Origin of the sequence: Metabacillus halosaccharovorans (assembly GCF_002019635.1) — a bacterium.
In the GTDB taxonomy this organism is placed as follows: Bacteria; Bacillota; Bacilli; order Bacillales; family Bacillaceae; genus Metabacillus; species Metabacillus halosaccharovorans.
The window spans coordinates 252,183-271,322 of record NZ_KV917372.1; the positions used below are offsets into that span (position 1 = coordinate 252,183).

11 protein-coding genes are annotated in these 19,140 nt (G+C 37.7%); 10 read left to right on the top strand and 1 reads right to left on the bottom strand.

The genetic code is table 11. From position 1 onward, the window contains the following. Positions 1–20 precede the first annotated feature (20 nt). The 9 genes from BK577_RS15580 to BK577_RS15620 all read left to right on the top strand — a co-directional run bounded on the left by BK577_RS15580 (position 21) and on the right by BK577_RS15620 (position 16,115). Positions 21–3,131, top strand: coding sequence for a cyclic peptide export ABC transporter (locus tag BK577_RS15580; protein WP_245823526.1), 3,111 nt, complete (start codon positions 21–23; stop codon positions 3,129–3,131). Positions 3,132–3,199: 68 nt separating this feature from the next. Then, positions 3,200–3,913 carry a thioesterase II family protein gene (locus BK577_RS15585; protein WP_078433802.1) on the top strand — a complete coding sequence of 238 codons (714 nt, stop codon included), beginning with the start codon at positions 3,200–3,202 and terminating at the stop codon, positions 3,911–3,913. A gap of 12 nt (positions 3,914–3,925) precedes the next feature. Beyond that, the gene (locus tag BK577_RS15590) at positions 3,926–8,386 is read left to right on the top strand and encodes a non-ribosomal peptide synthetase (protein ID WP_078433803.1); all 4,461 of its coding nucleotides are present in this window, start codon (positions 3,926–3,928) and stop codon (positions 8,384–8,386) included. Between the two features lie 29 nt (positions 8,387–8,415). Next, positions 8,416–10,938: a non-ribosomal peptide synthetase gene (locus BK577_RS15595; RefSeq protein WP_169908300.1), complete on the top strand. Its 2,523-nt coding sequence runs from the start codon at positions 8,416–8,418 to the stop codon at positions 10,936–10,938. Positions 10,939–11,082: 144 nt separating this feature from the next. Further along, positions 11,083–11,601, top strand: a complete 519-nt coding sequence (locus BK577_RS15600; protein WP_078433805.1) for a sterol desaturase family protein — start codon at positions 11,083–11,085, stop codon at positions 11,599–11,601. Between the two features lie 16 nt (positions 11,602–11,617). Further along, on the top strand, positions 11,618–13,075 hold the full coding sequence (locus tag BK577_RS15605; protein ID WP_078433806.1) for an argininosuccinate lyase: 1,458 nt from the start codon (positions 11,618–11,620) through the stop codon (positions 13,073–13,075). Positions 13,076–13,149: 74 nt separating this feature from the next. Continuing rightward, a complete protein-coding gene (locus BK577_RS15610; protein ID WP_078435276.1) occupies positions 13,150–14,184 on the top strand; it encodes a cysteine synthase family protein in 1,035 nt (344 codons plus the stop codon). A 34-nt stretch (positions 14,185–14,218) separates the two neighbouring features. Next, entirely contained in the window at positions 14,219–14,656 is a 438-nt protein-coding gene (locus BK577_RS15615) for a GNAT family N-acetyltransferase (RefSeq protein WP_078433807.1), read from the top strand. A 110-nt stretch (positions 14,657–14,766) separates the two neighbouring features. Beyond that, positions 14,767–16,115, top strand: a protein-coding gene (locus tag BK577_RS15620) for an IS3 family transposase (protein WP_139367359.1) whose coding sequence is annotated in 2 segments (ribosomal slippage) — positions 14,767–15,226 and positions 15,226–16,115 — 1,350 coding nt in all. Because the reading frame shifts where the segments join, the coding sequence is not laid out codon by codon here. Between the two features lie 52 nt (positions 16,116–16,167). Here BK577_RS15620 and BK577_RS15625 read toward each other — a convergent pair. Next, a complete protein-coding gene (locus BK577_RS15625; protein WP_078433808.1) occupies positions 16,168–17,178 on the bottom strand; it encodes a DUF3231 family protein in 1,011 nt (336 codons plus the stop codon). 196 nt (positions 17,179–17,374) lie between these two features. On the opposite strand from BK577_RS15625, the gene aspD reads away from it, so the two are divergent. Further along, the gene (gene aspD, locus BK577_RS15630) at positions 17,375–19,000 is read left to right on the top strand and encodes an aspartate 4-decarboxylase (RefSeq protein WP_078433809.1); all 1,626 of its coding nucleotides are present in this window, start codon (positions 17,375–17,377) and stop codon (positions 18,998–19,000) included. Positions 19,001–19,140 lie beyond the last annotated feature (140 nt).

Sequence of the window (19,140 nt, forward strand, 5' to 3'; positions counted from 1 at the left end):
AATTGAAGGGAGAATAACCATTGAATTCTCCATTTTTACAAAAACTAACAATCTGTTTTTTAATGATGATTCTATTTCTGTTATTTCCTCAAAAAGCATTCACCATTGCAGATGTTCAACCAAACGTATCACCTGAACGGATAAGTGAAATCGAGCAGTGGGTAGAGGAACAAATGATGAAAGCAGAAATACCCGGCATGTCTGTCACGATTGTAAATGGAAAAGAGACATTGTATCAGCAGGGATTTGGTTATTCTGATCTATCCGAAAAGACACCAGTGTCAGATGCAACTGTTTTTGAAATCGGCTCTAATAGCAAGGCCTTTACAGCTCTTGCGGTGCTGAAGCTTGAGAAAGAAGGAAAGCTGAAACTAAATGATCCTGTTGATCACTATATCCCTTGGCTAAAGGCTACGTTTAATGGAAAACCTGCGGTGATTACAATCGAGCAATTGCTTCATCATACCAGTGGGATTCCATTTGAGACAATAGGAAAGCTCCCAGAAGGCTATGGTGAGGATGCACTAGAGAATACGGTACGTATCATCGAAGATTACCAGTTAAACAGGGAGCCTGGTGAAAGTTTTGAATATGCAACAATCAATTATGATGTTCTTGGTCTTGTGATTGAAAAGGTTACAGGACAAGCCTTTGCCGATTATTTGGGGGAACAAATCCTTAAACCTTTAGGACTGACAGATACATTTGTATTGAAAGAACCTGGTGTACTTGAGGAAGCAGCGACAGGATATAAATTTGGCTATACAGATCCACGTCCATATGAACCTCCATTTTATGTAGGGAATGCACCAGCGGGATATGTCATGAGCAATGCTCGGGATATGGCTTTATGGCTTAAAATTCAACTTGACACTGTACGTGAAGGAAGCTTCGATTTCTCTCTAATCGATGCTTCCCATCTTGCAAACCGCTCTGTCAAACCGGACTTCAATGGTTCCTCTTATGCTGCAGGATGGGATGTGTTTCAGAAGGGTGAAGGTGAAATCTCACATGCAGGAAATAACCCTACTTTTTCATCGTTTATTAGTATGCGTCCAGGAGAGGAAATTGGGGTTGTTGTTTTAGCGAACATTAACACAGATTACACCCAGGTCATTGGTCAAGGAATACTTCATCAATTGATTGGAGAAGAACCACCATTGTTAACGTCAGACACATACAAAAAAGTAGATTCCATTGCAGTTGGACTAATTGTTGCCTTGCTGCCGATTAGCATCATTGTCTTTATATATGTGCTTACAACAATTAGAGCAATTATTAGAGGAGAACGACACGGAGTTTTTAACAAGATCCGATCTTATTTCTCTCTTTTGCTTCATTTGCTTGTGCTCGGAGCTGCGGCAATGGCTATTTATAAAGTGCCTGACATTTTGTTTTATAAGCTGACATGGCGGTTTATCCAAGTATGGATGCCAGAAACAGTATTTACAGCTGTTTGGCTTATCATCATAGCGGGAGGCTTATATGCGATTTATTCATTGCTTCTCACCTTTTTTCCAAAGAAAAAGGAGAAATCTTTTTTAAAACCCATTGTCCTTGGAGTGGTAAGCGGAGTAGGGAATGCCTTTGTTATTTTTATCATTAATGAATCAATCGTCCGAACAAACAACTTAACAAATGGCTTGCTTTTCTACTTTGTCATAGCCATTTTGATGTATGTGGTCGGACAACGCTATGTAAGGGCTATACTCGTGAATCTGACTAACGAAATTATATATGAAAAAAGGATCGAGCTAATTGATAAGATATTGAATACACGTTTCTCAATATTGGAAGGAATTGAACGCGGACGTGTTGAGGCAACACTTAACAATGATACTGAGGTCATTAGCCGTTCTATCGGTATTGTGATTTCAGGTGCAACGAACTTAATAACACTTGTTTTTTGCTTTCTTTATCTAGGTGTGATGAATGTATACGCGTTGTTTCTTTCCATTGCAATCATCGTCTTTTTAGCCATTCTGTATTTAGTAGTCGGTAACCGGGCCAACAAAATCATGGAGGAAACACGTGATTTGCAAAATGTATTTTTCGGATTTATCGCAGATATGCTGAGTGGTTTCAAAGAGCTTACACTGAACATCAAGAAACGTTGTGATTTCCGCAAAGGACTTCAGGAAAGCTGTAATAGTTACAAAGAAAAGCGAAATATATACCAGTTGCGTTATTCCGATATTTTCGTATTAGGTGAACTGTTATTTGTCCTGGTCATTGGCTGCGTTGTTTTTGTTTTTCCAGAGATCTTTAAGCAGATGGATCAAATCATGCTTAGTAACTATGTATTTGTTTTTTTGTACATGACAGGCCCTGTCAATCAGCTGCTTGATAGTGTCCCTCATTTTGCGCAAATTCGAGTAAGCTGGGACAGAATCAAGCAGATGAATAAAGAGTTGAATTCACTGGAGGAACATCCAACTGATGGCCTTAATTTCAATGAATCTGAGTCTGTTCAATTGAGGATGAATGACGTGACATACAGCTATAATGGGGCAAATGATATAACTCATTCAAGCTTTGAGGTAGGTCCGATCAATTATGAGTTTCGAAGTGGAACCATTGTTTTTATTACAGGGGGAAATGGAAGTGGGAAATCCACACTCGCTAAGCTTCTTACAGGATTGTATGAACCAGATGCTGGTCATATAACCCTAAATGGAGACTCGATTTCACCTATTGAATTAGGGCAATACTATTCTGCAATTTTCGGAGATTACCATTTGTTTGATCGTTTTTACGGAATAGATTGGCAAGCGAAGGAAGTTGAAATGAATTACTACCTGGAACGTTTGGAATTACAAGATAAGCTTAAGATACACAATGGGGTGTTCAGTACGACGAAGCTATCAACTGGTCAGAAAAAAAGGCTGGCCCTCCTCATCACCTATCTTGAGGACAAGCCGATCTGTCTTTTTGATGAATGGGCCGCAGATCAAGATCCTGAATATCGTCGTTTCTTTTACGAAGTCCTATTGCCGGAAATGAAAGCCGACGGGAAGTGTATTATTGCTATTACCCATGACGATCATTATTTTCATCTTGCTGATCACATGATTAAGATGGACATGGGACAAATGTCGGTAATGGAACCGGCAGCTCAGAGATCTTTTTAAATAGAATTTATAGTTGAGAGGATAGATCTTTTTGTATCTCCTCATTGGAGAAATAGAGGTGAAAACGAATGAAAACCATTTTGTTTTGCATTCCTTATGCGGGTGATTCAGCGACCATTTATATGCAATGGAAACAACTACTTGGAAACCATATTGAACTTTATCCACTTGAACTAGCCGGGAGAGGAGCCAGATATGACGAACCTTTTGATTCGAATTTCACCAGCATGATGAACGATCTTGCAGCACAGATTAAGCAATATGCAAAAAATAAACAATATGCGATATTTGGTCACAGCATGGGGGCGGTCTTGGCTTATGAACTCTATTATTTGCTAAGTGAAGAGAGGTTTCCACAGCCTCGGCATTTATTTCTTTCCGGCCGGCCGGCACCTGCCCAAAATGTCCGAAAAAAAAGTTTTTTATCCAAGCTTGTTCATGAGAAGGTTGGAGAGTTATTTCAACAAAGTAGAGATATACCAAATGAGATCGCGAAACACCCGGAACTGGCTAAAAAATTCAGACAAGTACTTAAATCAGATCTTCGCATTATGAATACATATAATTCTATGCCCAAACAAGAAAAAATGAAGTGCCCCGTCACCATTTTTAGCGGGAAGAAGGATGAAATCAGTGAGGAAGAAATACTAGCGTGGAGAGATCATTCTAACAATGATTGCAAGATTGTATGGGTAAAAGGTGATCATTTTTTCCTGCATACCAGAAAAGAAGAATTGGTCTCAGTCATCAATCAGTCGATTCCTGAAATAATTTCTAGTTAGGAGAATGACAAGATGGAAATGAAACAATGCTACGAGACTTCGTCTGCACAGAGACGAGTGTATATTCAGCAACAATTCAATCCGCAAAGCACTGCTTATAATCTTCCTACTGTATTTAAAGTAGAGGGGAAATTGGATAATAACCGTCTGGAAGAAGCGATGGTGAAGCTGATCAGGCGACATGAATCATTGAGAACCACTTTTGAAGCTGATCTTAAAAATAACGATATTTCTCAAATTATATTAGATAGCGTGTCTTTTAAGTTAGACGTGTTGAATGCAGAAGAAGATAAACTTCATGAATGTATAGACCAGTTAATTAAACCCTTCCAATTGGATCAAGCACCACTATTTTGTGTGAAAATCATTTACACATCAGAGGATAACTGTTACCTGTTTTTTGATATCCACCACATTATAGCGGACGGCATTTCCATTCAAACAATCATGAAAGAAATGATGCTGCTATATAAGGGAATGGAACTGCCACCTGTTGAAGTACAATATGTCGATTATGTTATGTGGCAAAACGATTTGTTTAACCAGCAAGGAATCCGCAGCCAAGAATGTTATTGGATGAGGCAATTCAATGACGAACTCCCAGTTTTAGATTTACAAACTGACTTTTTACGTCCGGTTAAAAACGAAGGGTTTGGCAAGTATGTTTATTTTCAAATAGAAAAACCGGTCATCAATCAGTTGAAAGAGCTTGCCCGCAAGGAAGATGCGACATTGTTCATGGTCCTTTTCAGTTTATATACAACCCTACTGCAGCGATATACATCCCAAACTGACATTGTTATTGGAACACCAATTGCAGGTCGCAGGCATGCAGAGCTGGAACCAGTGATTGGGATGTTTGTCAATACGCTCGCCCTTCGTATTAAATCAAGGGGGACGATGTCATTTCGCCAATTGCTATCAGAAGTGAAGCATACAGCACTAGCAGCATATGAAAATCAAGATTATCCATTAGATCAAATGGTCGAAAAGCTTAAGATCAATCGTTCGTCTGACAGACATCCTTTGTTTGATACCATGTTTGTTTTGCAAAATATGGATACAGCTCATGTTGATATGGATGGCTTACACTTTCAACCTTTTGAGCTAAAGACATGCAGTGCCAAATTCGATCTTACCTTAGAGTTAACGGAAAAAGACGGATTGATATCTGGAAAGCTGGAGTATAATGCGGAATTGTTCGAAAAACAAACAGCAGAAAGGATCACACAGCATTTTACGAATATTGCCGAACAAGCTGCTGAAATTCCTGATCAACTTCTCCATCAGTTTGAAATCATGGGCTTTGAAGAGAAGAAGGAGATTCTTGAAGAATTCAATGATTCAGCAACAGATTTTCCACTTAAAACAATTTCGCAATTATTTGAGGAACAGGTAACTCTTCATCCTGATCAACCTGCTGTACTTTACGATGGGGATAGTTATACATATCGTGAATTAAATGAAAGAGCTAACCAACTCGCTCGTACATTACATGCTAAAGGAATCTCGAATTCAAAGGCTGTTGGAATAATGGCTGAGAGATCCATGGAATTAATCGTTGGTATGCTTGCCGTTAGTAAGACAGGAGCTGCTTATGTTCCAATTGAACCGGATTATCCTAGTCAAAGAATTTCAAATATGCTAGAAGACAGCGGAAGCGAATGGCTTTTAGTACAAGGAGCAATCAAGCAGGATATTCCTGATCATTTGGAGATCATTGATTTACAAAACCCAATGCTGTACACAGGAGAGAAGTACAATCATAACTTATCCACTGATCCAGATAGCACTGCGATTATGATCTTCACTTCAGGAACATCTGGCAGACCAAAAGGAATTATGGTGACGAACAGGGGGATATCCCGTCTTGTCAAGGAAACTAATTATGTAGAATTAAATCACCAAACACGAATGCTTCAAACCTGTGCATTAGGATTTGACGTTTTTACATTTGAAACATGGGCACCGTTACTAAATGGAGGACGTCTTTATTTAACAAATAAGGAAATATACCTTGATGCTGAAAAATTAAATCCCTTTTTATTAGAACATAAAATCAATCTCATGGTTCCAACTACAGCGCTCTTTAATCACTTGCTAAATCAAGACCCGAATATTTTTAATACACTCGATACCATTATAGTTGGTGGGGAAGTGATGTCACCTCCACATGTTCGCTTACTTAAACAGAATCATCCAACTGTGAAGCTAAAGAATGGTTATGGACCAGCTGAAAATACAACATATACGAGCATTTATGATGTAACAGGTTTCGAAACGGGAAGTATTCCAATCGGAAAACCTATTTCGAATACGAGCTGTTATGTTTTAGATCCTTTTCTTCAACCTGTACCAGTTGGCGTGGCAGGAGAATTGTTTATTGGCGGTGATGGAGTAGCGAGCGGGTATGCGAATCGAAATGACCTATCAGAAGAAAAATTCATCACTGTTCCTTCTCTTCAAGGGAAAAGGGTTTACCGGACTGGAGATTTAGTGAAATGGCGTTCTGACGGTCATTTAATCTACCTTGGTCGACAAGACGATCAGGTGAAAATTAGAGGGTATCGAATCGAGCTAGAAGAAATTAATCAACATGTATTGGGGCTCCCGAACGTTTTGGAATCTGTTGTGATACCGATAAAGACAGCGAATAAAGAAACAAAGCTATGTGCTTATTATACTGCAGAATCATTGATTACCTCTTTGGAAATGCGAAATATGCTTTTGCAGCAACTACCTGATTTTATGGTTCCTGAACTTTACATGCAGGTAGAAAAAATGCCATTGTCAGCGAATAACAAAATTAACAAAAAGGCATTGCCAATTCCTGAATTTGCACCAATTCCTACAGAAAAGCAACAAGTTGAGGATGAATTGGAACGAGCCGTTGCACAAGTGTGGCAGGAGGTACTAGCAATAGATGTAATCGGTGTTAACGATAATTTCTTTGCAGTCGGAGGACAATCCTTAAAAGCTACTCTTGTTGTAGCAAAACTCCGTAAGGTATTAAATGTGGACATTGGCTTAAATGATTTGTTTCTACATCCAACAATCAAAGATTTAGCTAAGCTGCTTCGAAGTAGAGAAAAAGTGAGTGCCGGGATAGAAGTAAAATCAGTTGAGAAACGAGAGTATTACCCTGCAACATCTCAACAAACACGAATGATGATTGTTGACAAAATGAAGCGGGTCTCTGATACAAGCCAAAACATTACAGATATCTATTGGGTAGAAGGAAAACTGGATATTAATCGGGTGAGAGATGTATTTCAACAATTGATCGACAGGCATGACTCGCTAAGAATGTCTTACCACCTAACGAAGAAAGGTCTGATGTTTAAGGTAATCGAAAAGCTAGAATCAGAACTTACAATGTTCAAGGGAACGGAGGAGCAAATACCAGATCTTATCAATACTTTCGTTCAACCGTATGTTCTTTCGGAAGCTCCTTTGTTCAGAATCGGTCTGATTGAAGTAGCTGATGATAAGCATCTACTAATCTTTGATATTCATCATAGTATTTCAGATGGTTTTTCTTTGGGTTTATTAGTTAAAGAGTTTGTTACCTTGTTCCATGGAGGTCAACTGCCTAGATTAGAATTTCAGTATAAGGATTATGCAATATGGCAACAGTCCTTTACCAAAACAGAAAAATGGGAACGACAAGAAGAATTCTGGTTAGAGGAAATGGATGGGACCATCCCAACCATGAATTTGCCACTGGATTTTCAGCGTCCATCTGAAAAAACGTATGAAGGGAAATTGTCGGATTTCCAAATTTCAGAAAAACTAACAGAACAATTAAAGCAAGTGGCAGTGAATGAAAACACCACACTCTATACCGTATTACTTACTGCTTACTATACATTATTATACAAATATTCAGGTGCGGAAGATATGATCATTGGTGCTCCTGTTGCAGGGCGCAATCAAGCGGAATTTCAGCAAATGTTTGGTTTGGTGACAAATACACTGCCGCTCCGTAATTACCCTTCCGCACACAAAACATGGCGGCAGTTTTTACAAGAAGTACGGCAAAATACAATCCAGGCATTTGAAAATCAAGATTATCAGCTAGAACAGTTGTTAGAAAAATTGGGAATTAGCCCTTCAGTTAATCGTAACCCTTTATTTGATACACTCTTTGTTTTGCAAAATATGGACATTCCACCAATTAACCTGGAAGGATTGCGTTTTGTTCCATATCTTCAACAACGAAACACAAGTATTATAGATTTGATTTTAGTCGCGAAAGAAGAATCAGGCAGAATCACTTTTACATTTGAATACTGTACCCAGTTATTCAAAAGAGAAACGATTAAACAAATGGAAGTACATTTTATCACCCTCTTAGAAAGTATGGGACAAGGTGATTTAGACAAAACGCTGATTCAGCTCCAGCTCAATGCTGACAAAACTGTAAACAATGATCAATACAGGAATAATTTAGCCGATACATTTTCGTTCTAATTCAAATGGCGAAACGGGGGAAGGAAACGATGTTTGTTTTAACAGAAGAAACGGTCAAAATGAGAGAGTTTTGGGTGGAGCAGCTCTCAGGTGAAAAGCCATCAAACATGCTTTTACCTGATGAACTCAGGACGCCCAGCACGATGCAGCCTGCAATCGGTATGGTAGAAACGAATATAGTTGATGATACATTTAGAAGCCTTACACAATACTGTAAAGAATCAGACTTTCTCTGGTATTGCTTTTTGTTCTCCGGTCTAAACGTGTGCTTATATAAATACTCAGGCTATCAGGACTTTCTAATAGGTTCGCCTCATCAAGATAAAATGAGCAAGAATGAAAGCATCCTGCCAATCCGTAGCGAAATAGATTCGGAAATGAGTTTCAAAGAATGGGTGCTTCAAGTGAGAGAAAGGCTGGCTGTTGCATATGAATTTCAGCAGTTTCCATTAGATATGCTGGTAAGTGAGCTTGGATTATCTGTAGATAGTGGAACAAATTCTTTGATTAATTTGGTCGCTTCATTTGAAGGGTTACACGCTCCATTTTCAAGTGAAATAAATGGACAAACAATCCAGATTTTATTCAGTCGAAGTGGGGGAAAGCTGGGGATCAAGCTGCAGTATCCTTCTGAGTATTATGCGAAAGATTCCATCAAACGATTCGTACACTCTTTTAAACATGTTCTTCAATCAGCAGTACGTCATATCGACAAACCTATCAAGGAATTGTCGATATGCCTGCCAGAAGAAGAACATATTATCTTGAACGAATTCAACATACAACTTCCGAAGGCTGAAGGAAAAAAGACAATAGTTGGATTTTTTGAACAGCAAATCGCCAATCATGTTGACAAGGTCGCTTTAATTGATAAGAACAGACAGATGACTTATAGTGAGCTAAATCATCAATCCAACAAGTTAGCGGCTGTTCTTAAAAAAAATTGGAACATCAAGCCTAATGAATTTGTAGCAGTTTACATGAATCGCGGGATAGATTATATCGTATCGATTTTGGCTGTCTTAAAAGCGGGTGGAGCTTATGTCCCACTTGATATCGATTATCCAAATGAGCGGATTCAATATATTTTAAAAGATAGTAAGGCAAAATTATTACTTACTGATCATGAAACGGAAAACCTGTCAACTGATTCAATACCTATCTTACAAGTCTTTGATTTACTGGATGGAGAAGAGCAACAACTAGACATCTCGTACTCTACTAAATCAGAGGATTTGGCTTATCTGTTATATACTTCGGGAACAACAGGATTTCCAAAAGGGACATTGATTGAACAGCGCAATGTCATTCATTTAGTAGTTGATCAGGACTATTTAACATTCAATTCTCAAACATGTATGTTACAGGCATCATCTGTTGTGTTTGACTTATCAACTCTCGAAATATGGGGGACCTTACTAAATGGTGGTACCCTGGTGCTCGTAGACAAACAAACCTTAATAGAACCTATGAAATTAGAAACTGCCATACAGAATTATAAGGTCAACTCAGCTATTTTAACAACTGCCCTTTTTCATCATGTAGCAAGCCATCGACCGGAGTTATTCAAAGAACTTACCCAATTATTAACAGGAGGAGAGACCCTATCAGCTGTATTAGCAGACAAAGCTCTCCAAATGAACCCTGAACTTAAACTGGTTAATGCTTACGGACCAACAGAATGTACAGTGTTAACAACAGCACATGATGTGAAAATTGGTGAAAAAGGGAATATTTCAATCGGCAAACCAGTCAAGGGTACAAATGTCAAGATAATCGGGGTAGACGGAAAGATTCAGCCGATAGGGGTTCTTGGAGAATTGTGCATAGTAGGTAATGGTGTAGGTCGAGGTTACTTAAATAAACCAGAAACAACCTGCGAATGTTTTATACCAGATACGGATCAGGAAAATCGCTTGATGTACAAAACAGGTGACCTTGCAAGATGGCGTGAAGATGGCAGCATTGAATTTCTAGGACGTAAAGACCGACAAGTGAAGTTACGTGGATATCGCATTGAACTTGGTGAAATTGAAAATTGTCTCCTTAATCACAAGGATATCCTTGAAACAGTCGTTCTTCCAATTGAAGTAAACAAGGAACAAATACTGTGTGGGTATATCGTTCAAACAGCTCAATCGGATGCGGATGTCTACGATCTACAAATGTATTTAAAGCAAACCTTACCAGAATATATGGTTCCTGCTGCATTTGTTCCGGTTCACCGAATTCCATTAACAGTAAGTGGCAAATTGGATGTTACTAAGCTTCCAGTACCGACTGAACTTCATTTTGGTATCCAACAAGAAAAGGATGATAGATTACCCCAAAGTGAGGAAGAAAGAAAGATTGCAGCAATTTGGTCCGATATATTAGGGATTCACCAAATCACACTTGATCACAATTTCTTTGAATTAGGCGGGCACTCACTCAAGTTAATTCTGCTTGCTGAACAGCTGCAACAAGCCGGATATCCCGTCAATACAATGGATTTGTACAAATACCCGACTATTGGTAGTTTCCTGGAAAACCACTGGAAGCAGAGAAATTAATGAAGCTTTTCTAAAAACGTTACCTTTTGACTCTGGATAAAGGAGAAAGAGATAGCACTGGATTTAGAATACTAGCTTTCTAAAGTAGGTCTTTATCTTTCTTCCATTTTTTAATCTTCTTTAGAGAGCGGGGATAAATCTCTCATGATTTTACTAGTAAAACTGGTAATTTATTTTTTAATCTGGAGTTTATATTCATATTTGATACACAGAATTGCCCACATCCCTAGTAAGAAAAATCCATTGCTAAAAATCCATCTTGTTCATCACAGGGTAAAGTATGATGATTCATTTCTCCCTGAATGGCCAAATTTTTTCTTCTGGTTCGGATCATGGCGCGCTTCACTGGATGTTTGGATCACGTTGACACTTCCAGTTGTCATCATTGCAATAATAGACCCTGTACCCGGTGTGATTTTACTCGTCTTTCATTATATTTACGAGGTATTTTTGGCTGGAAATGTTGTCGATCATAACCCGAATATTAAAGGAAGGATTACGCGTTACTTTGCAATTGGGCAGTATCATGTCAGACATCATGAGGTTTATCGTGCTAATTACGGTTTTTTTATTACCTTATGGGACCGTCTATTCGGTACAGTTCATCAGAAGCCAAGTCATTCACAAAAAATGAAAAATAAAGACATGACACAAATGAAATGAATGGAGGGAGAATGGGATGAAAGTAGATAATTTGTTACATGATGAGACACTATCAGGAAGAATTTCGGCTTCTCCAAGCATGCTATTGCATGAAGAGATATTAAAACCCCAATTTGATTATGAACTGAAGCATTTATTACCTTATTATATTCAGATCGAAGAAGTCATGACAATTGAATATGAACGATTGGGCCTGATAAGTAAAGAATCGATGGTTGAAATCGTCAATCTGCTAAATCAAATAACAAAAGAAAATATCACGGCAGATCCAAAAAGTAATATGTCTGACATCTGCTTTGCTATCGAACAGTATGTAGAATCAAGAATGGAACATCCTGTCCCTAATTGGCATGTTGACCGCAGCAGGAATGATGTACAAGCAACTGCACAGATCATGTTTGCTCGTGAAAATTTAGTGACTATCATGGAAGAAATAACAGAACTTATTGAAGAAGTGTTGGCACTATCCAACGACAATTTGTCTGTTCCTATGCCAGGCTATACCCACTATCAATCAGCCCAAATTATTACAGTTGGTTTTTACTTTACAGCTGTTAGTGAAGTCCTGCATAAGTCCTTGAATAGAATGATAAAACTCTATGATGAAATTAATAAATGTCCATTAGGGTCTGGAGCAATGTCAGGCATGGAGCTTGAATGGAATCGAGCAGAAATGGCAACTAAACTAGGCTTTCAAGATTCATCACATGCATTAGTATCTGTAGCTTCAAAGGAATGGATGCTTCAAATTGCTGCAGAATGTTCGAATTTAGCAACTGTAATAAGTCGATTTATCACAGACCTCATTACTTGGGGCAGCAGTGAATATAAATTCTTTGTTTTGCCTGATGAAATGTCAGGGATATCATCAGCTATGCCGCAAAAAAAGAATTATCCGATTCTTGAACGAATCCGCGGGCGTAGCGTACATATCAATTCCTATTATTATGACATGCTAAATGCCCAGCGTAATACACCTTTTACAAATCTTGTAGAGACAGCTAAAGAAGGGGGAAGCAATTTTTACCCGATGATTACTTGTATGAAAAGTGTGTTAAAGCTTTATACGGCAGTGATCAAAGCGATGAAGTTCAATAAAGAACATATGTATGAAATGTGTGCAAATGATTTTTTTGGAGGTTTTTCTCTAGCAAATTTATTAACTTTGCAATGTTCCATTCCATATCGTCAATCCCAAATTATATCAGGAAAATATATAGTAGCCATGAATGCACAAAATCGTAAGCCAAATGAAGTAGAGCTTTCATTTTTAAATGAATTATGCGAAAAGTATGGGTATAAATCGTCACTCACAGAAGATCAGTTAATAGAAATCTTTAGCATCACGGAAAGTCTTTCAAGAAAAAAGACTAAAGGCTCAACAAATCCACTTGAAATCAAGCAATTGATTGACCAACAAAAAGCTATTTTAAGAGAACAGAAACAGCAAATTGTTGACCTTAAAAGGAAATAAAAAACAAGAGTGGAATTTCGATTGCCTAGCTTCTGGGTAGAAAAAGTAAGAAAAATATGACTGAGGGTGTGAGGATCTTGTATCAAAACATTATTGAAACCATTGGTAATACTCCTTTAGTAAAACTTCGTCTTGATAAACAGTCGATTGGGGAAGTTTACGCAAAATTAGAACTACAGAACCCATTTGGTATGAAGGATCGAGTGGCAAAGAACGCAATTCTTGCAGCAAAGGAATCCGGTGAATTACAGGATGGCCAACCTATCTTTGAAAGTTCATCAGGCACATTGGCATGCGGAATCGCACTAGTCGGTACTTCACTTGGCCACCCTGTCCATATTGTCACAGATCCAAGATTAGATTCCATCACTCTAGCAAAATTACACTCTCTAGGTTGTCATGTGCATGTGGTGGATAAAATGGGAGCTCAAGGTTGGCAAGGAGGCCGCTTGGAATTATTACATAGATTGTTGGAGCAACACCCGGATGGATATTGGTTAAGACAATATGAAAATCCCTCTAACCCTGAATCATATACCGGTTTAGCCCAAGAGTTGATTGATGATCTTGGACAAGTAGATATCTTGATCGTTGCAGTCGGAACTGGAGGATCCATCTCCGGGACAGCTAGGGAATTAAAAAAATACAATCCAAATTGTAAAGTAATCGCTGTTGATGCAACGGGAAGTGTTATTTTTGGACAACCAGATAGGCCAGACCGCCTGCAGGGCGGTATTGGGAACTCATTAGTTGCCAGAAATGTTGATCATACTTTAATTGATGAGGTACACTGGCTAAATGATCAAGAGGCATACGCTGCTACACATGTGCTCGCAAGACACGAAAAAATATTTGCAGGCAATTCTTCCGGTTCTGTTTATGCTGTTGCACGGTGGGTAAGCCGCTTTGTCGAACCAAACACGAAAATAGCTGCTATATTTCCGGATCGCGGTGACCGTTATGCAAACACTATTTACAATCATGATTACCTTAAAACGAAAGGAATTAATGTGGAACTCACCTTTGATCCAAAACAAGTAGATAGAAATGATGTTGTTCATTCATGGTCTTACGCATCATATCGTGAAAATACAGTTTTGAAAATATAAACCCGACTACAATTAGAAATGAGTTGATGTATAAATGAAAATAACATTATTTGAAGAAAAGGACCTCCTGGCATGTACGAACACATTTATGGAAGTCTTTAATCAGGAACCATGGAATGATAAATGGACAAAGGAAACGGCTAACAATTATTTAGCAGACTTCACACATACACCCGGCTTTAAAGGGATTGTCGCTTATGATGAGGAAGAAATGATAGGATTTCTTTTCGGAACTCTAAAACATTGGTGGAGTGGAGACGAATTTTTCATCAATGAAATGTGTGTAGTGGCAGACAAACAAAATTCAGGCATTGGATCAAAGATGATGAATGACTTAATAAAAGAATTAGAAAAAGATGGGGTAAGCATGATCTCACTATTAACTGACAGAGGGATACCGGCTGAAGACTTTTACAAAAAACACGGATTTTCTGAAATAGACCGATTAGTGTTTTTAAGCAGGAGCATGTAAGGGACAGAGGGAAAGGGACAGAGGGACAGGTTTGTTGTCCCAATTTGGGACAACAAACTGAGGTGCACCCCAATTGTTAGACACACTTAACAATTGGAGGTGCTTTTTTCATGAAGAAATATCGCTTAGAAATTAAACTACAAGCTATAAATACCTACCTGGAAAGTGCGGAATCCATAAGAAAAATAGCTAAGAAATATAAGATTAGTAAATCTATGTTACATAGGTGGATAGTGAGATATCAAATTCATGGCGCAGCTGGCTTACAAGAATCCTATACAAATTACTCTGTTGAGTTTAAAATGAACGTACTTACCTATATGAGAGAGATGGGAGCGTCCATCGAAGAAGCTACGGCAGTATTTAATGTTTCTTCCTCTTCTGCGGTGCAACGCTGGAAGGATTTATTTGAAACACACGGAATTGACGCTCTTCAACCAAAGAAAAAGGAGCGTTCAATGTCTATGAGTAAAAAATCTAAGAAAAAACCAGTAGAAGGATCAGAAGAAGCACTACGTGCTGAAATAGAACAGCTTAAGATGGAAAATGAATATTTAAAAAAGTTACAAGCCTTAATTCAGGAAAAGAAAAACTTATAGATAAAGACAAAGCGCAAGTGATCTATGAGTTAAGGCAAAAATATAAAATTATTGAGTTAATAAAAATCGCTGATATACCACGTAGTACATATTATTATTGGATAAAGCAAATAGATCGACCAGATAAATATAGTGAAGTGAAAAAAGAAATCCAAAAGATTTTTGGAGAACATGAAGGACGGTACGGCTATCGTCGTATTACGTTGGCATTACGAAATAAGAAAATTACCGTAAATCATAAAACGGTCCGTCGCTTAATGAATGAGATGGAATTAAAGTGTTTAGTTCGCGTGAAAAAATACCGCTCATATCGGGGAGAAGTAGGTAAAATTGCACCTAATATTTTAAAACGTAATTTTAAGGCAACTAAACCCAATGAGAAGTGGGTAACTGATGTGACAGAATTTCATTTACATGGGGAAAAGCTATATTTATCTCCTATTCTGGACCTGTACAACGGTGAAATTATCGCTTATAACATTGAAAAGCGCCCTGTTTATTCCTTAGTATCTAAGATGTTAGAAAAAGCTTCTGAGCAATTAAAAGACGGAGATACACCTATCCTACATTCAGACCAAGGATGGCATTATCAAATGAAAAAGTATCGACATGTATTAAAAAAACAAGGGATTATACAAAGTATGTCTCGAAAAGGGAATTGTTTAGATAACGCAGCTATAGAAAACTTTTTTGGTTTATTAAAGAGTGAATTACTTTATTTAAAAGATTTTGAAAGTATGGAGCATTTCAAACTAGAATTAGAGAAATATATTTATTATTACAATCACAAGAGGATTAAGGAGAAATTAGATGGTATGAGTCCGGTTGATTACCGAACTCATACTCAAAAAGTCGCTTGATAACTTATGTCTAACTTTTTGGGTTCAGTTCAAACCTGTCCCCTCGTCCCTCTTATTCACTTCCTTTAATAATTCTGTTTCGGTTTTCCATTTGTGGAGGTTCTTCAAACCATCCGTGTCTGAATTTAATTTCAATTCCTTCTTGGGCATAAGTATAAACATCTTTTGCGATAAACATGGTTTTCATCACAATGTCATTTCTCATACTGAAAAAAGCACCTGTTCCGGCACCTACAAGGCCAAATCCATTAAGGATGTAGATACAATGCATCATAAGCTTATCAGAAAAAGGAGGGACAGTGGAGGTAGTGACTGTTGCTCCAGAGACTGCAGAAAGTTGAACATCACTCTCCAAAAGAATTTTTTCCATGATACTCACTTGTTTTTTTGCAAGTTCTTTTCCTTTTAAAAAGTATTTTCTAACTTCTTTGTTTTGTGCACATTGAGCAAAACCTGTTATAAGATGCATTCCAATATTATTTACTTCAAGATTGTGATGAATGATACCAACTTCAAGGTCATTTAAAGGTCTCTTGTCGCCAAAGAGCTTGAAGCCTTCTTTATATTTTTTATCTTTAATAAATTCCGTCTTTTTCGGCATAGTTACTTTCGGAGGAAGCGCAAGAATGCCCCTTTCAAGTAAATAAGTAGTTGATAACTTATAAATCTTTTGAGTAACGGTGGTAAGGCCCTCATAAATCGCCATCACTCTTTTATTGTAGGTCATATTCATACCTAAAGTGTAAAGACCCATACTCACTTCCTTTAATACACGGACAAACATTATATCAAAACCATTGTCGTATAATTTGGGAGCATCTAAAAAAACATCCTCTTTTGAAAAACCAATTGGTTTAACCATTCCTTGTTCAGAAAATAATTCTTCCATCTCGTTTACATAAAAATTTAGCTCCTGCCATAATCCTCCCAAAATATTCCTAGCTTGTGGGTCATCTGATTTTTCAATAAAGTATTCCAAAAATCTCATAATCAAGGTCTTTTCTTGATAGGTCTGCCAGATTGATCCTATTTCGGATACATTAATGGGATTCGTTTGAACCAAATAGAATACCTCCTTACTTAAATGACTGAGTATGTATAGTTACCTTATAAAATTCCCAATAAAAAGGAAAACATACTCGTGGACGGGGTCCTTGTCAATAGCTCACAACTTTTATTTCATTTACACATAAACATTTCAATGGTTGAAGATATTAAAAACTATCAACTCAACGTAATAAATAACTAGGAGGATTTTGATGGATGAACAAAAGAATGAACATCGTGTGTCAGCGAAAATTAGTCCATTCGAATTAAAGGACAAGCTAATTGATTTAGCTAAAGGAAAAATGAGAATAACGAGAACAATGCTTGATGCTGGTCGTGGAAATCCAAACTGGATTGCAGCAGCTCCCCGGGAAGCGTTTTTTGCCCTTGGTCAATTTGCTGTGACAGAATCCAGAAGAGTATGGGATGAAGGCGATTTAGCCGGAATGCCAAGCCGAATTGGAATAGCTGAACGTTTCAATCAATATGTACAGGAAAATAATCACGTACCGGGAATTACATTGCTCAAAAATATCGTTGATTACGGAATCAATACAAAACAGTTTGAACCAGATGAATGGGTATATGAGTTGGTAGATGGAATCATTGGTGATAATTATCCTAATCCTGACCGGATGCTTGTTAGAACCGAAAAAGTTGTACATGATTTCATATCTCAAGAGCTGTGCGGTAGTGACACTTCATGTGGTTCGTTTGATTTATTTGCTGTTGAAGGAGCAACGGCAGCGATGTGCTATACGTTTAACACTTTATATAAAAATCACTTGTTACCTATAGGATCGAAAATAGCAGTAATGGTCCCGATTTTTCCGCCATACATAGAAATTCCGGAGCTACCGGACAATGATTATGAACTTGTCAATATTAACGCAACTGAAATAGATGAAGAAGGACACCATACATGGCAATATCCATATGAGGAATTAGAAAAGTTAAAAGATCAGGACATCAAAGCGCTCTTTTTAGTAAATCCAAGCAATCCACCGTCTGTTGCAATCAAAAAAGACTCGATCGAACAAATCATTCAAATAGTAAAACAACATAACCCTAATTTAATGATTATATCCGATGATGTGTACGGTACGTTTGTTGAAGGGTTTCGTTCGCTAATGGTAGATTTACCTTTTAATACGATCGGAGTATATTCATTTTCCAAATATTTTGGTGTAACAGGTTGGCGATTAGGTACGATCGCGATTAACAAGAAAAATGTGTTTGATAAATTGATTAATGAGCTACCGGAAGAAGAGAAAGTTGTTTTAAATAAGAGATACGCTTCCCTTACCCAAAATCCGGAAAACCTTACCTTTATAAATCGAATGGTAGCAGATAGCAGGGACGTAGCAATGAACCACACAGCTGGTCTATCTACACCACAACAAGTGCAAATGGCGATATTCTCGATCTTTGCTTTGCTCGATACAAAAAATGAATACAAGCAAAAAACAATAGATATCCTACACAGAAGAATGAATCTATTATATGAAGGACTAGGATTACCGAAGAAGCATTTACCGAATGATGCAGACTATTACACAGAGATTGATTTGGAAATCTGGTGCCATCATCATTATGAAAAAGGATTTATTGATTACCTGAAAGACAATTATAAACCGGTCGATATCTTATATCGCCTTGCCGAAAAGTCAGCCATTGTCTTATTAAGCGGTGAAGGATTTTTAGCCCCAGAATGGTCTATTCGTGTGTCACTTGCTAATTTAAATGATGAAGCATATTCACGTATTGGTCAGGAATTAAAAAATGTGCTTGATGAGTATGTGGTTGAATGGAAAGAGAAAGAGGGAATCAGAAATTAGGAAATTCTTATTCAGCGTAATGACATGATTGGAAGCGATTTTCATTTTCAATATAGTAGAATTCATCATGCACTAATCCTCACTTTATTCTTGATTCTATTAATTAAAGGATAAAATAGTGGGTGATGTGGTGCATTTTT

Coding starts and splice junctions, on each gene's coding strand:
- BK577_RS15585 (WP_078433802.1), top strand. CDS start 3,200: ATGAAAACCATTTTGTTTTGCATTCCTTATGCGGGTGATTCAGCGACC.
- BK577_RS15590 (WP_078433803.1), top strand. CDS start 3,926: ATGGAAATGAAACAATGCTACGAGACTTCGTCTGCACAGAGACGAGTG.
- BK577_RS15595 (WP_169908300.1), top strand. CDS start 8,416: ATGTTTGTTTTAACAGAAGAAACGGTCAAAATGAGAGAGTTTTGGGTG.
- BK577_RS15600 (WP_078433805.1), top strand. CDS start 11,083: ATGATTTTACTAGTAAAACTGGTAATTTATTTTTTAATCTGGAGTTTA.
- BK577_RS15605 (WP_078433806.1), top strand. CDS start 11,618: ATGAAAGTAGATAATTTGTTACATGATGAGACACTATCAGGAAGAATT.
- BK577_RS15615 (WP_078433807.1), top strand. CDS start 14,219: ATGAAAATAACATTATTTGAAGAAAAGGACCTCCTGGCATGTACGAAC.
- aspD (WP_078433809.1), top strand. CDS start 17,375: ATGGATGAACAAAAGAATGAACATCGTGTGTCAGCGAAAATTAGTCCA.